At 66.1% G+C, this 12,984-nt stretch carries 13 protein-coding genes and 1 pseudogene; 4 read left to right on the top strand and 10 right to left on the bottom strand.

Annotation, left to right across the window (positions count from 1 at the left end):
* Positions 1-13 precede the first annotated feature (13 nt).
* Together H6927_10210 and mnmH are read left to right on the top strand one after the other, a co-directional pair.
* Positions 14-640 (top strand): arylesterase, encoded by a 627-nt coding sequence (locus H6927_10210; GenBank protein MCP5218468.1) that lies wholly within the window; start codon positions 14-16, stop codon positions 638-640.
* Complete coding sequence (gene mnmH / locus H6927_10205) at positions 637-1,692, top strand: tRNA 2-selenouridine(34) synthase MnmH (GenBank protein ID MCP5218467.1); 1,056 nt, start codon at positions 637-639, stop codon at positions 1,690-1,692. The genes H6927_10210 and mnmH overlap by 4 nt, the downstream gene beginning before the upstream one ends.
* Here mnmH and H6927_10200 read toward each other — a convergent pair whose 3' ends face one another.
* The 6 genes from H6927_10200 to H6927_10175 all read right to left on the bottom strand — a co-directional run bounded on the left by H6927_10200 (position 1,693) and on the right by H6927_10175 (position 7,236).
* Positions 1,693-2,541, bottom strand: a complete 849-nt coding sequence (locus tag H6927_10200; GenBank protein ID MCP5218466.1) for a DUF2189 domain-containing protein — start codon at positions 2,539-2,541, stop codon at positions 1,693-1,695.
* A gap of 177 nt (positions 2,542-2,718) precedes the next feature.
* Entirely contained in the window at positions 2,719-3,522 is an 804-nt protein-coding gene (locus tag H6927_10195) for a TauD/TfdA family dioxygenase (protein ID MCP5218465.1), read from the bottom strand.
* A gap of 35 nt (positions 3,523-3,557) precedes the next feature.
* Positions 3,558-4,556, bottom strand: coding sequence for a zinc-binding dehydrogenase (locus H6927_10190; protein MCP5218464.1), 999 nt, complete (start codon positions 4,554-4,556; stop codon positions 3,558-3,560).
* Between the two features lie 33 nt (positions 4,557-4,589).
* On the bottom strand, positions 4,590-5,564 hold the full coding sequence (locus H6927_10185) for a tripartite tricarboxylate transporter substrate binding protein (GenBank protein ID MCP5218463.1): 975 nt from the start codon (positions 5,562-5,564) through the stop codon (positions 4,590-4,592).
* A 35-nt stretch (positions 5,565-5,599) separates the two neighbouring features.
* Entirely contained in the window at positions 5,600-6,178 is a 579-nt protein-coding gene (locus H6927_10180; protein ID MCP5218462.1) for a serine hydrolase family protein, read from the bottom strand.
* Positions 6,175-7,236 carry a 3-keto-5-aminohexanoate cleavage protein gene (locus H6927_10175; GenBank protein ID MCP5218461.1) on the bottom strand — a complete coding sequence of 354 codons (1,062 nt, stop codon included), beginning with the start codon at positions 7,234-7,236 and terminating at the stop codon, positions 6,175-6,177. Before H6927_10175 ends, H6927_10180 begins: the two co-directional genes overlap by 4 nt.
* A gap of 145 nt (positions 7,237-7,381) precedes the next feature.
* On the opposite strand from H6927_10175, the gene H6927_10170 reads away from it, so the two are divergent.
* Together H6927_10170 and H6927_10165 are read left to right on the top strand one after the other, a co-directional pair.
* Entirely contained in the window at positions 7,382-8,392 is a 1,011-nt protein-coding gene (locus H6927_10170; protein ID MCP5218460.1) for an AraC family transcriptional regulator ligand-binding domain-containing protein, read from the top strand.
* 93 nt (positions 8,393-8,485) lie between these two features.
* The gene (locus tag H6927_10165; protein MCP5218459.1) at positions 8,486-9,043 is read left to right on the top strand and encodes a carboxymuconolactone decarboxylase family protein; all 558 of its coding nucleotides are present in this window, start codon (positions 8,486-8,488) and stop codon (positions 9,041-9,043) included.
* A gap of 180 nt (positions 9,044-9,223) precedes the next feature.
* Here H6927_10165 and H6927_10160 read toward each other — a convergent pair.
* The 4 genes and pseudogenes from H6927_10160 to H6927_10145 form a co-directional block, all read right to left on the bottom strand.
* Positions 9,224-9,489, bottom strand: a pseudogene (locus H6927_10160) (IS5/IS1182 family transposase).
* A 305-nt stretch (positions 9,490-9,794) separates the two neighbouring features.
* Positions 9,795-11,009, bottom strand: coding sequence for a PLP-dependent transferase (locus H6927_10155; GenBank protein MCP5218458.1), 1,215 nt, complete (start codon positions 11,007-11,009; stop codon positions 9,795-9,797).
* A 22-nt stretch (positions 11,010-11,031) separates the two neighbouring features.
* Positions 11,032-11,556: a phosphoribosyltransferase gene (locus tag H6927_10150; GenBank protein ID MCP5218457.1), complete on the bottom strand. Its 525-nt coding sequence runs from the start codon at positions 11,554-11,556 to the stop codon at positions 11,032-11,034.
* A gap of 73 nt (positions 11,557-11,629) precedes the next feature.
* Positions 11,630-12,961 carry an adenylosuccinate synthase gene (locus H6927_10145; GenBank protein ID MCP5218456.1) on the bottom strand — a complete coding sequence of 444 codons (1,332 nt, stop codon included), beginning with the start codon at positions 12,959-12,961 and terminating at the stop codon, positions 11,630-11,632.
* Positions 12,962-12,984: the final 23 nt, after the last annotated feature.

Here is a 12,984-nt window from a genome sequence, read left to right as displayed (position 1 = left end):
AGGGCCATTTGATTTGAACCGACGACACTTTATCCGCCTGGCGCTGGCCGCCCCCGCGGCGCCGGCCCTGGCGGCCGGCCAGCCGCCCGTGATCCTGGTGCTGGGCGACTCGCTGAGCGCCGAATACGGCATCGCCCGCGGCAGCGGCTGGGTGGCGCTGCTGCAGCAGAAGCTGGCAACCGAGAAGATCGCCGCGCAGGTGGTCAACGCCAGCATCTCGGGCGACACCAGCTCGGGCGGGCGCGCGCGCCTGCCGGCCCTGCTGAACAAGCACCACCCCGCCGTGGTGGTGATCGAGCTGGGCGGCAACGACGCGCTGCGCGGCCTGCCGCTCGCGATGACCGAGGCCAACCTGAACGCCATGACGCAGGCCGCGCAGCAGGCGGGCGCGAAGGTGCTGCTGGTGGGAATGCAGGTGCCGCCCAACTACGGCGCGCAGTACGGCCAGCGCTTCGAGGCGCTGTTTGCCCAGGTGGCGCGGGCGCACAAGGCGGCGCTGGTGCCCTTTTTGCTCAAGGGCGTGGCCGACGGGCCCGACCCGACTCGGCTGTTTCAGGCCGACCGCATCCACCCCACGGCCGCCGCGCACCCCATCATCCTGGGCAACGTGTGGCCCACCTTGCAGAAGTTGTTGAAATGAGCGTGCAACGCATTGCCGCCGACGAGGCGCTGGCGCGGCTGGCCGGCTTCGACACCGTCATCGACGCGCGCAGCGAAAGCGAGTTCGCGCTCGACCGCCTGCCCGGAGCCGTCAACTGGCCGAGCCTGCGCGACGACGAGCGCGCGCGCGTGGGCACGCTGTACGTGCAGGTCAACCCCTTCGAGGCGCGCAAGCTCGGCGCCGCGCTGGTGGCGCGCAATATCGCCGCGCACATCGAGCGCGCATGCATGGACAAGCCCAAGGGCTGGCAGCCGCTGCTGTACTGCTGGCGCGGCGGCCAGCGCAGCGGCGCGCTGGCGCTGGTGCTGGGGCAGATCGGCTTTCGCGTGCACCTGATCGAAGGCGGCTACAAGGCCTTTCGCGCCGCCATGCTGGCCGACCTGCCGGCGCGCGTCGAGCGGCTGTCGTTTCGCGTCATCTGCGGCCCGACCGGCTCGGGCAAGACGCGCCTGCTGCACGCGCTGGCCGCCGCCGGCGCGCAGGTGCTGGACCTGGAGGGCCTGGCGCGGCACCGCGCCTCGGTGCTGGGCGCCATCCCGGGCGTGCCGCAGCCGACGCAAAAGCACTTCGAGATGTGCGTGTGGGACGCCCTGCGCGCGCTGGACGCCGCGCGGCCGGTGTACGTCGAGGCCGAGAGCAAGAAGGTCGGCAACCTCACCCTGCCCGAGCCGCTGATCGCCGCCATGCGCGCCAGCGCCTGCCTGCGCGTGGAGCTGTCCGAGGACGAGCGCGTGGCCCTGCTGCTGGAGGACTACCCCTTCTTCGTCAGCGACCCGGCCTACTTCGGCCAGCGCCTGGACACCCTGACGGCGCTGCGCGGGCGCGCCGTCGTCGATGGCTGGAAGGCGCAGATCGCCGCCGGCCACACCGAGGCCGTGGTGCGCGAGCTGCTGGAAAAGCACTACGACCCCGGCTACGCCAGCTCGACGCGGCGCAACTTCGCGCGCTTCGAGCAGGCGCGCGTGGTGCGACTGGCCGGCCGCTCGGCCGCCGCCATGGCCGCGGCCAGCGCCGAGATCCTGGCGGACTGATCAGCCCGGGCTGGCGACCGCCGCCGGCTCCTGCCAGCGCACCGAGCCACGGTACGCGTGCCAGCTGGCGTGGCCCAGCACGGGGCCGACCACCAGCAGGCCCGCGCCCCAGGGCAGCAGGGCCGCGGCCACCAGCAGGGTGATCAGAAAGCCCCACCACAGCAGCGTGACCGGGTTGGCCGCCACCACGCGGATGCTGGTGATAACGGCCGAGATGGCATCGGTGCCGCGGTCCAGCATCATCGGGATCGACACCACGGCGGTGGCGTACACCAGCAGCGCGAACAGCCCGCCGACCACGGCGTAGACCAGCACGAACTCCATGTTCTCGGGGTTGAAGATGGCGCGGATGACGCCGGTGGTGGACGGCATGCCGGTGTAGAAAAACACCGCGAACACCACCAGCGAGGCGCGCCCCCACAGCAGCTCCAGCACGATCAGCACCAGCACCAGCAGCGCCAGGCTGCGCAGGTGCGGCTCCCAGCAGGTGGCCGAGGCGCCCAGCGTGGGCCGCTCGCCCGCCTCGCGCCGGCGGCTGACCTCGTACAGGCCCATGGCCAGAAACGGCCCCAGCAGCAGGCAGCCCGAGGCGATCGACATCACGTATTCGGGCCGGCTGCGAAACACCAGCCCCAGCACCAGCGCCATGCCCCAGAAGCACGCCCCATAGAACAGGCCGATGCCCGGCGCCGCCCCGAAATCGGCCGCGCCGGCGCGCAGCCAGCGCAGCGGGTCCAGCAGCCCCAGCGGGCGCATGACGGCCTGCGGCACGGTGGACGGGGGTGGCACGTAGGGCTGGTAGGCGTCGGCAGACGCCGGCGCCGCGGCGGCTGGATCGGATTCGGTCATGAAGACTGGTCATCGGCCCGCAGACATGAGGCCCTGGCGCGCGACGATACGGACAAAACCACGTCCACTCAATGGGGATTGACCCGAACTGGATTGCAGTTCCGCATACGGCAAGTCAAGCGCAACACCAGTGGAAGCCGGCGGTGACGCTCTCGGCCCCCAACTGGCTGGCATGCATCAGGCAGGCACCTCGCCCTTCAGAGTCACCCGGTTCAGCACGCGCTCCTGCTTGCCGTAGTCGTGCACCGCATAGTGCATGGTGCACCGGTTGTCCCACATGACAACGTCCCCGACACGCCACATGTGGCGGTATACGTTGTCCGGCTGCGTGCTGTGCTCATAGAGGAAGTTCAACAGGGGCCGGCTTTCGGCGTCGCTCATGCCTTCAATGCCTTGCACGTTGTCGGCGTGGCCGATGTAGAGCACCTTGCGGCCGGTCTCTGGATGCGTGCGCACCAGTGGATGCACGGCCTGCGGCACTTCGGCTCCGGACACGCCCTGGAAACGTGCCAGTCGCGCACCTCGGAAATGCACCCGAAGGCCTTGCAGCATGCGTTGCATGACGGGCGACAGACTCTCGTAGGCAAGGTACTGGTTGGTCCACATCGTGTCACCACCCACCGGCACCACCTGCGCGCTCAAGATGGAGATCTTGGGCGGCACCGGCGTATGCGGCGCGTCGTAATGCCAGGCTTCGGTCGAGGTGAGTTCCTTCGGTGCCGTCCGGATCTGGATCACCTCGGGAAACCCCTCGAGTTGCAGCTTGGAAAGCAAGGCCGGAACCATCGGCTCACCCCAGCGACGGGCGAAAGCGAGTTGAGGCCCAGGAGCGAGGTGCTGGTCACGAAACACCAGCATGCAGTGGCGATGAAACGCCTCGCGCAATTGATCAAACTGTTCGCTGGTCAAGGACTCGGCGAGCGAAATGCCCTCGACCGAGGCTCCAACCGACCCAGTGAGCGGCGTTACTTTCATATTCATACCATCTCCTTTTTCGTCGCACGCAGCGACATGGGTTACACGCTGGCTGCCATTGCATCCTGATGGACGGCCAGGATGATCTTTCCGAAATGCTGGTCGCTCGCCATGTGGGCATGAGCCTGCTCGATGTCATCGAGCGCGAAAATACTGTCGATCGGTTGTTTGAGGCGGCCTTCGCGCAGCAGCGGCAGCACGTCGCGCGCACATGCTTCGATCAGGGCAAGCCGCTCTTCCTCCGTACGAGTGCGGAACGTGGTCCCGATCACCTTCAGGCGATTGATCCACAGATGTTTGATGTCGACCTGGGCAGTCTCGACACCGCTCATGCGTGCGATGATGACCAATCGGCCGCGCACGGCCATGCTTTTCAGGTTGGCGTCGAACACCGAGCCGCCCACGGAGTCGATGATCACGTCCACACCACGCCCGTCGGTGGCATCCCGCACGGCCTGCACCATGTCCGGTTGCGAGGCGTCGATGACGTGCGTCGCGCCGTATTCGCGCAGCCGCGCCAGCTTCTCCGCCGAGCGCGAGGTACCGATGACCCTGCTGGCGCCAAGCTGGGCGGCCAGTTGTATGGCCGCCAGGCCAACGCCGCCGGTGGCGGCATTGACCAGCACGGACTGGCCGGAGCGGAACTCGCCATTGGTGACCAGCGCATCGTGTGCCGTGATGAACACATTGGGGAATGCCGCCGCCTCGGCCCAGGACAACGTGACGGGTATCGGCATCAGCGCGCGCACCTCGGCCAGTACATATTCGGACTGGCCGCCCCACCCATGACCGACGACGCGGTCGCCTTCGCGCACGCCGCGCACATCCGGTCCGACCTGGCTGACGATGCCAGCGAATTCAATGCCGGCCAGGATCGGGGCCCCACTTCTCGCTTCACGCACACGGATCAATTCGCCCCGGTTCAGACCGGAGGCCATTACCTGCACGACTGCCTGGCCGGGGCCGGGTGTCGGGCGAGGAATCTGCTGGATTTCCAGGTGACCGCCTTGCGAGCCTGAAACAATCATGGCTGCTTTCATGGTTGACTTATCTCCTTCAAGGTTGACCAAGCTTCATTGCTTCAGGGCGAACGTGCGATTCAGCACGCCGAAGCGGTCGTAGTCCGACTGCAGGTGCTGCGCGAACTGCTGCAACGAATCGGGCACGACCGGCTCGAAGCCGATCCGGGCGATCTGGTCCTTGAACGGCGTCAGGTCGGCGATGCGGCGCGTCACGGCGTAGAGCTTTTCGACAATGGGGGCCGGCACCTTGGGAGACACCGCGATGCCCTGCCAGCCGTTGAAATCACTGAACTCCGGAAAGCCTTGCTCGGCGAAGGTCGGAACCTGCGGCATGCCGGCGTAGCGGGTGGTGCCGGCGATGGCCAGCGCCTTGAGTTTTCCGCCTTGCAGCAGGGGCCCCGAAGTGACGACGCTGTCCAGAACCATCGTGACCTGCTTGGACATCACTGCGTTCAGGGCGGGAGGTGTTCCATAATATGGAATGTGCTGCATGTTCACTCCGAGCTTGCGATTGAGCATCTCGCCACCGAACTGCGCGACCGTTCCAGGGCTTGGGGATGCAAAGCTGCCCTGGTCCGGCGCAGCCTTGAGCTGGCGCGCCATGCCGGCCAAATCGTTCGCGGGATAGTCCTTCGCAACGACCAAAACATAACGGTACTTTGTAAGCGCTGCCACCGGCCGTACGTCCTTCATCGGGTCGTAAGGCGGCTTCATGACGTGCGGTATCTCGGTGAGCACGTTGGAGCTGGTGTACAGAATCGTGTGCCCGTCGGCCGGCGCATTCAGCATGGCCTGCACGCCGATGGCCCCTCCCGCGCCGGCCTTGTTCTCCACGATGACGGGGAAACCAACCTCCTTGGACAGGAAGTTGGCAAAGACGCGAGCGGGCACGTCCATGTTTCCACCGGGTGGCGCGGGGACGATAATTTTGATGACCCGTTCGGGCCAGGCCTGGGCCAGCGATGTGCCGGCCAGGAGCAATGCGGCGAGCGCGAAACGCCAAACCACGTGGATCGAAGTCTTCATTGATGTCTCCTTGAGTTTTTCACGCGTCATGAGGCCTAATTCATTGGAATCGGCGCGGGGAGCGCCAGCTCACGAACCAAATCCAGCGCGGTAGGCCAAGGGCCGAAACCAGAGGCCGGATTCAGATGGCCACTTTCTCCCAGGTCGAATAGGCTGGCACCCCAGTCGCGCGCCAGTTCGCTGACGCCTTCGTAGGCGCCCAGTGGGTCGTTCCTGCTCGCTGCCACGATGCAGCGAAACGGCAGTGGCGAGCGGGGAATTGGCACCCAGCCGTGGCGCTGGAAATCGGCCAGATCCGGAAACTCGGGCCCCAGCGGGCCCGCGAACAGCGGCGGCGTCGCCAGCAGGGCTCCGTGGATGGCGGCGTGGGTGCGCTGGGCCCAATGTGCTGTGGCAATGGTGCCGCCGCTGTGCGCAACCACCACCACAGGCCCCTTGATGGCCTGGACAGCCTCTTCGATCTGCACCAGGCGGGCGGCCAGATCGATGTTTCTGCGGCCCAGCGCCGGCAGCGACACGGCGCCCGGACATTGGCTGGCGAGAATCGCCTGCCAGTGGCCCGGCGCTTCGTCACGCAGGCCGGGTATCAGCAACAGCGTGGGTGCCATGCTCATGCTGCCACCATGCGTTCTGCGAGCCCCGGATGAACCGGGCGGCGAGTGCTGGGATAGCGCAACTCGGCGAGCGTTTGATCGACTGTCTCGTAGCGCTTGCCGATCTTGAAGATCTTGCGCGCCTCTTGGGCCGATGCGACCTCTCGCCCCAGTTCGCGCGAGATGCGCACCAGTTGCTCGATCTGCTTCACGCTGCTGATGTACTCCCCCCTGGGGCCCCAGAGCGTGTCCTCGATGCCGCAGCGCACGTGCAGGCCCATGGCGATGGCCATGGTGTTGATCGGAAGGGTGGCGCGCATCAGCGCTTCCAGAGTGAGAGTCGAACCATCGGGCAGAAGGCGGATGAACTCCATCATGGAATACGGGTCCGGGTTGTCGAAACCGCCACTGAGAGCGACCCAGTTGATGTTCAGCGGGCCCTTGTAGAGGCCGCGCCGGATCAGGCGCTCAAGGGTGACGAGGCCCGACTTCATGGTGATCTGGAAATGCGGCTGGATGCCGTTGGCCGACAACTGGGCAAGATGCTCGCGCAGCCACGCGGGGCCGGCCGGTACGATCATTTCCTCGTAAGCATCGAAGACCGCCTTGCGCTCGAACGAGGTGCCCGCGTAATCCTCGGGGGTCATGATTTCCGTCGTGTTCATCTGGCCGGTGTTGATGGCCACGGTGACCTGCTCGGGCGTTGGCTGCAGGCGCGCCAGCATGTGGCGCGTCTCGTCGCTCAACCACTCGGCAGGGGCGCCTTCCTCGACGGGAGCAAACGAGATCGAGCCGCCGACCTGGATGATCATGTCGGGCACCGCCTGCTTGATGCGAGCGAGAATCTCGTTGAAGCGGTCGAGGTTCTTGCAGCCGGAGCCATCGTCCTCGCGGGCATGGAAGTGGAGCACCGTGGCGCCGGCGTTGTAGCAATCGACCGCCTTTTGTACCTGCTCCTCGATCGTCACCGGGATGTCGGACGGGAAGTCTCCCGGCTCCCATTGCGGGCCGTAAGGGGCGGCGGTAATGACGAGTTTCTCCTGGTTTTCGGGCAGCAGGGCCCCATCGAGGAAGTGCATGGTATTCCTTGGTAGCTGCGGAGCCTGCGATTACAGGCTGTGACCGCGCTTGTCGTTATGATGCGAGCCGTCGTTCCTGACGAATTGATCGGTTGTCGCGACGAATTGATTAGTTGTCTCAAGTGCGAAGCCACCGGAGGCCTCCATGACTCAGACATCTCACCTCATCCGCAGCGCCAGCCTGACGGGGTTCACGGATCTGGCGCAGTCGGCCGGCCTCGACCCGTTCGCGATGATGCGCAAGGCGGGCCTGCCGCGCCGCTGCCTTGACGACAACGAGACCCTGATCGGCATGGAGGCGGTGTGCCGATTACTGGATCTATGCGCGCAGGCCTCTGAAATGGAGGCGTTCGGCCTGAAGCTGGCAAGCCGCCGGCATATCTGGGAACTCGGGCCCGTCAGCTTGGTAATCAAGCAGGAGAGCACGGCGCTGAAAGCGTTGAAGACGCTGCTGAGCTACAACCGAGTGCTCAATGACGCGTTGCTGGCGCTGGTCGATGAAGAGGACGACGTCGTTGTCATCCGCGAGGAATTGATGCTGGGCAAGTCGATTCCGACGCGCCAGGCGATGGAGCTGACGGTTGGCGTGATGTTTCAGATGCTACGCGACATCCTGGGCCCCGGATGGCAGCCTTGCCTGGTTTGCTTCACCCATCGGCCGCCTCACGACTTGCGCTTTCACAGGTCTTTCCTTGGCAAGGATATCGAGTTCAACAGCGCTTTCAACGGCATCGTCTGCTCGGCAAGCGACATGACCCGGGAGCTGACTCCGCCGCAGCCCGGGCTTGCCAGTTTCGCGCGCCGCTTTCTCGACACTGCGCTCAGCCAACGCAAGCCTGCGCGACGGGAAACCGTGCGCCACTTGATCGCGGCGTTGTTGGGCAACGGCCGTTGCACGGTCGACAGGGTGGCGCAGCACCTGGGTGTCAGTCGGCAGACCTTGCACCGGCAGCTGAGCCTGGAGGGCGAGCCATTCAAGTCGGTGCTGGATTCCGTCCGCCGCGAGCTGGCTCTGAAGCTGTGCAGTGACAGTGACCATTCGCTGGAAGACGCAGCCTCGATGCTCGGTTTTTCCTCTGCTAGTGCCTTTGCGCATTGGTTCCGTGCCAGCTTCAGCACCAGCTTCATCCGATCCCGGCGGGTTGGCCGAATATGAAACGGAAGATCAATTCGATGGAACCGTTGATCAATCGACCTGGATCGACCGATCGCATGATTTCACGGATACAAAATCGAAGGAAGCAAGAGCATGGCACGCATGAAGATGGTCGATACAGATACCGTGGACCCGGAACTGAAGGACGTTTTCGAGAAGATGAAGCAGCGCGGCACGGTGCTGAACGTCTGGCGGATGATGGCTTGGTCCCCGGCGCTCGCCAAGGTATGGGCGCCATTCGCACGCGGCCTTCGCAACGAACTGTCAGTCCCGCGCAGGCTGCGCGAGCTGTTGATCGTGCAGATCGCCTGCCGACACGAATCCAGGTACGAATACGGCCACCACGCGCATATGGCACTGGCAGAAGGCGTCACGCCGGCACAGCTGGCCGCATTGCCGCATTGGCGCGATGGCGCACTGTTCGATGCCGACCAATCTCTGGTTCTGCAGCTCGCGGACGACCTGACACACGCCAGCGGCGCGAGCGCTGCGACCATGAAGGCCTTGCTGGAGCGCTTCGGAGAGAAGCACCTGATGGAGTTGCTCGCGACCGGTGCGTTCTATTGCGGCGTCGCACGCATTGTCAACTCTCTGGACTGCGAACTCGAGCCTGAAGCAGGCGCCCCCCACGCTTTCCCGCCGGTGGCCTGAACATGAAAGCCGTATTGCTGGGCTGGGAGTCTGCGCGGCAGAACCGTCAGGACTTCGCCATTGGGCTGCGTCAAGCCGTTGCTCTGAGCGCGGTTCGACCGTCAAGGGGCAGGCGATTCATCTGGGGACTCATCGCGCGCTGGTGCGGTCTGCAGCAGCGCCTTCAGTGACGTTGTCGATCTGCAACTTGGCTGCCATCGCCACCGTGTGCGGGTACTGCGGGACGCCGATTTGGGCGTGCTCTTTGCCTTCACGGCCCAGTGCCACCACCGGCTCGATCGGTGCGCTCTTCAGGTTGCCTTCGCTGCGGTAGCCGGCGTCGGCCAGACCGCGCGCTGGGGAAGTTCGCCCAGGTTGTCCTTGACCGTCTGGATCATCGGCAGCAGCCAGTTCGCATCCGGTGCAACGTTGTCCAGTTCGGCCGCCAAGACGATGTGCGAAGCCTCGCCTTGAGATGGAAAGCCCGGAAATCGCAGATCGTTCGGTGGCGTAGCAAGTTCCCTGCCACCAGCAGCATCCAAAACGCCAAGTCAACAACGAATCTGGAATTGGACTGCGACACCACCATCAAGCCCCTGTACTGGACTTGTCCAGGCGCAGATGCCGTGGCCACTGCAAAAAAACACCAGAAATCCGCTGCGCGCACGTTCACCGTTGATTGGTGGGTGTCAACGGGTTCGTTGATTTTTTTGCGTCTTTTGCGTTTTCTTTGCGCCCTCTGCGTTCGGTATTTGATTCCCCGCTGCTGGCATCAGCCCAAGGCTCGCGCCATGGCCTGCGCCAAGTCGGCCTGCAGGTCGGCCACCGCCTCCAGGCCGGTGGAAAAGCGCACCACCGTGCCACGCGCCAGGTGCGCCGGCCAGCCGTGGGCGCGGATGGCGGCCAGGTCGTAGGGCACGACCAGGCTGATCGGCCCGCCCCAGCTGTAGCCCAGCCTGAACAGGCGCAGGCCGTCGCAAAAGGCGTCGACCTGCGCCTGGCTGTAGCGCTCATGCACCATCACGCTGAACAGGCCGGCCGCGGCGCCGCCGCCGAGCGCGTCGGCCGCGCCGCACACCTGCTGCCAGTGGGCGTGGCCGGGGCTGCCGGTCAGCGCCGGGTGCAGCACCTGGGCAAACGCCGGCTGCTGCGCGCACCAGCGCGCCAGCTGGCGCGCCGCCTGGTCCTGCGCGTGGTAGCGCAGGGCGATGCTGGGCAGCGCGCGCAGCAGCGTCTCGGTGTCGCCGGCGCTGACGCCGAAGCCCAGGCGCATGTGCGTCAGCAGGATGCGGCGGTGCAGCGCCTCGTCGCGCGTGCTCACGCTGCCCATCAGCACGTCGCCGCCGCCGCTGGGGTATTTGGTGAGGGCGTGCACCGAGACGTGAACGCCCAGGCCCTGGCCGTCCAGGTCGAACGGGTTGAAAGCCAGGCCCGCGCCCCAGGTGTTGTCCAGCACGCAGGTCACGCCGCGCGCGCGGCACAGGCGCACCTGCTCGATCAGGTCGGGAAACTCCAGCGTGATGGAGCCGGCGGCCTCCAGCCACACCAAGCGCGTGCGCTCGTTGATGCGCGCGGCCAGGTCGGCCACGCTCATGGGGTCGTAGTACTGGTGCGTGATGCCCCAGGCCGCCAGCTCGCCCTCGGTCAGCGCCTTGTTGGGGCCGTAGGCGTTGTCGGGCACCAGCACCTCGTCGCCGGACTTGAGCAGCGCCAGCGAGGCGCAGGCCACCGCCGCCAGGCCGCTGGGCAGCAGCACGCAATATTGGCCGTGCTCCAGCGTGGCGATGCGCTCCTCGAGCGTGAAGGTACTGGGCGTGCCGTGCAGGCCGTAGGTGTAGGCGCTCTTGTCCTTCCAGTCGCGCGTGCGCATGGCCGCGACGTTGGGAAAGAAGACCGTGGAGGCCTTGTGCACCGCCGGCAGCGGTGCGTCGAAGCCGGCGGGCGGCTGGTAGGGGTGGTGGATCAGCTGGGTGGTCGGGTCGGTCATGCACCGATGGTAGTGCAGTGGCTCAAACCTTCCACTTGGCCAGCAATCGCTCCGGCGACATGCCGTCGTAGCCCTCGAAGGGCTGGTGGATCCAGGGGTTGGTGGGCAGGTGCTCAACCGAGTAGTCGGCCTGGAAGTTGGACGTGCCCTTGGTCCAGAGGACGGCGGTGCGCAGCTCGGTGATGGGCTGGTAGTTGGTGCGCAGGCGCTCGACCACCGCGTTCAGCGTCACGCCGGTGTCGGCCAGGTCGTCGACCAGCAGCACCTTGCCGGCGATCTGGCCCTGCGGCGTGGTGATGTAGTGGGCGATGTCCAGGTGGCCCTGCACCGTGCCTTCCTCGGCGCGGTACGAGCTGGTGGACATGATGGCCAGCGGCACGTCGAAGATGCGCGAGAGCACGTCGCCCGGGCGCATGCCGCCGCGCGCCAGGCACAGGATGGTGTCGAAGCGCCAGCCCGACTGGTGCACCTTGATCGCGAGCTTTTCGATCAGGTCGTGGTATTCGTCGTAGCTCACGTACAGGTGCTTGCCGTCTTCGGTCAACATGCCGGTAACTCCTCGATTGATAGCTGGTTGCGCAGGTGTAACGCCGGCCAGAGGCCGATCTGGCTTGAAAATCTCAATCGGCCAGGAAGGGGTGGCGCACCATGATGGTGTGCTCGCGGTCGGGGCTGGTGGACACCAGGTGGATCGGCACGCCGGTGACGTGCTCGATGCGCTGCAGGTACAGGCGCGCGGCCACGGGCAGCTGCTCGTAGTCGGTCGCGCCCACGGTGCTTTCGCTCCAGCCTTCCATGGTTTCGTAGATGGGCTTGCAGCGCTCGATCTCGTCGGCGCCCAGCGGCAGCAGGTCGATGTGCTCGCCGTCCAGCTCGTAGCCGGTGCACAGCTTCAGCTCCTGCAGGCCGTCCAGCACGTCCAGCTTGGTGATGCACAGGCCCGACAGGCCGTTGACCTGGGCGCTGCGCTTGAGCAGCGCGGCGTCGAACCAGCCGCAGCGGCGCGGCCGCCCGGTGGTGACGCCCATCTCGGCGCCGACGGTGGACAGGTGGTGGCCGACGGTGCCGGGCGTCTTCCAGTCCAGCTCGGTCGGGAAAGGCCCACCGCCCACGCGCGTGCAGTAGGCCTTGGTGATGCCCAGCACGTAGTGCAGCAGGCCGGGGCCGACGCCCGAGCCGGCGGCGGCGTTGCCGGCCACGCAGTTGCTGGAGGTGACGTAGGGGTAGGTGCCGTGGTCGACGTCCAGCAGCGTGCCCTGCGCGCCCTCGAACAGCAGGTTGGCGCCGCGCTGGTTGGCCTCGTTCAGCTCGCGCGAGACGTCGGCGATCATGGGGCGGATGAATTCGGCGTGGCGCATGGCCTCGTCGTACACCGTCTGGTAGTCGACGGCCGGGGCGTTCAGCAGCTGCGTCAGCACGTGGTTGTGCAAGGTGAGCAGCACCTTCAGCTTTTGGGCAAAGCGCTCGGGGTGGCGTAAGTCCTGCACGCGCAGGGCGCGGCGAGCGATCTTGTCCTCGTACGCCGGGCCGATGCCGCGGCCGGTGGTGCCGATTTTTTCCAGCCCGCCCTGCTCGCGGAAGGCCTCGCGCGCCACGTCCAGCGCGGCGTGAAAGGGCAGGATCAGCGGGCAGGCCTCGCTGATGCGCAGGCGCGAGCGCACCTCGACGCCGGCCTTTTCAAGGTTTTCGATTTCCTCGATCAGCTTGGCCACCGACAGCACCACGCCGTTGCCGATGTAGCAGGTCACGCCCGGGCGCATGATGCCGCTGGGGATCAGGTGCAGCGCCGTCTTGACGCCGTTGATAACCAGGGTGTGGCCGGCGTTGTGCCCGCCCTGGAAGCGCACCACGCCCTGCGCGCTCTCGGTCAGCCAGTCCACCAGCTTGCCCTTGCCCTCGTCGCCCCACTGGGTGCCGACCACGACCACGTTGCGTCCGCTTGTCACGCTCATTGCCTATCGCTCCAAAAACAAAA

It is taken from the genome of Burkholderiaceae bacterium (genome assembly GCA_024235995.1).
GTDB lineage: Bacteria > Pseudomonadota > Gammaproteobacteria > Burkholderiales > Burkholderiaceae_C > Ottowia.
The sequence above is the reverse complement of the archived record's forward strand: the minus strand, read 5'-3'. Positions and strand labels throughout refer to the sequence as shown.

Excerpts from the sequence above, each read along its gene's own strand:
- mnmH (MCP5218467.1), top strand. The coding sequence starts at position 637 with ATGAGCGTGCAACGCATTGCCGCCGACGAGGCGCTGGCGCGGCTGGCC.
- H6927_10200 (MCP5218466.1), bottom strand. The coding sequence starts at position 2,541 with ATGACCGAATCCGATCCAGCCGCCGCGGCGCCGGCGTCTGCCGACGCC.
- H6927_10195 (MCP5218465.1), bottom strand. The coding sequence starts at position 3,522 with ATGAATATGAAAGTAACGCCGCTCACTGGGTCGGTTGGAGCCTCGGTC.
- H6927_10190 (MCP5218464.1), bottom strand. The coding sequence starts at position 4,556 with ATGAAAGCAGCCATGATTGTTTCAGGCTCGCAAGGCGGTCACCTGGAA.
- H6927_10185 (MCP5218463.1), bottom strand. The coding sequence starts at position 5,564 with ATGAAGACTTCGATCCACGTGGTTTGGCGTTTCGCGCTCGCCGCATTG.
- H6927_10180 (MCP5218462.1), bottom strand. The coding sequence starts at position 6,178 with ATGAGCATGGCACCCACGCTGTTGCTGATACCCGGCCTGCGTGACGAA.
- H6927_10175 (MCP5218461.1), bottom strand. The coding sequence starts at position 7,236 with ATGCACTTCCTCGATGGGGCCCTGCTGCCCGAAAACCAGGAGAAACTC.
- H6927_10170 (MCP5218460.1), top strand. The coding sequence starts at position 7,382 with ATGACTCAGACATCTCACCTCATCCGCAGCGCCAGCCTGACGGGGTTC.
- H6927_10165 (MCP5218459.1), top strand. The coding sequence starts at position 8,486 with ATGGCACGCATGAAGATGGTCGATACAGATACCGTGGACCCGGAACTG.
- H6927_10155 (MCP5218458.1), bottom strand. The coding sequence starts at position 11,009 with ATGACCGACCCGACCACCCAGCTGATCCACCACCCCTACCAGCCGCCC.
- H6927_10150 (MCP5218457.1), bottom strand. The coding sequence starts at position 11,556 with ATGTTGACCGAAGACGGCAAGCACCTGTACGTGAGCTACGACGAATAC.
- H6927_10145 (MCP5218456.1), bottom strand. The coding sequence starts at position 12,961 with ATGAGCGTGACAAGCGGACGCAACGTGGTCGTGGTCGGCACCCAGTGG.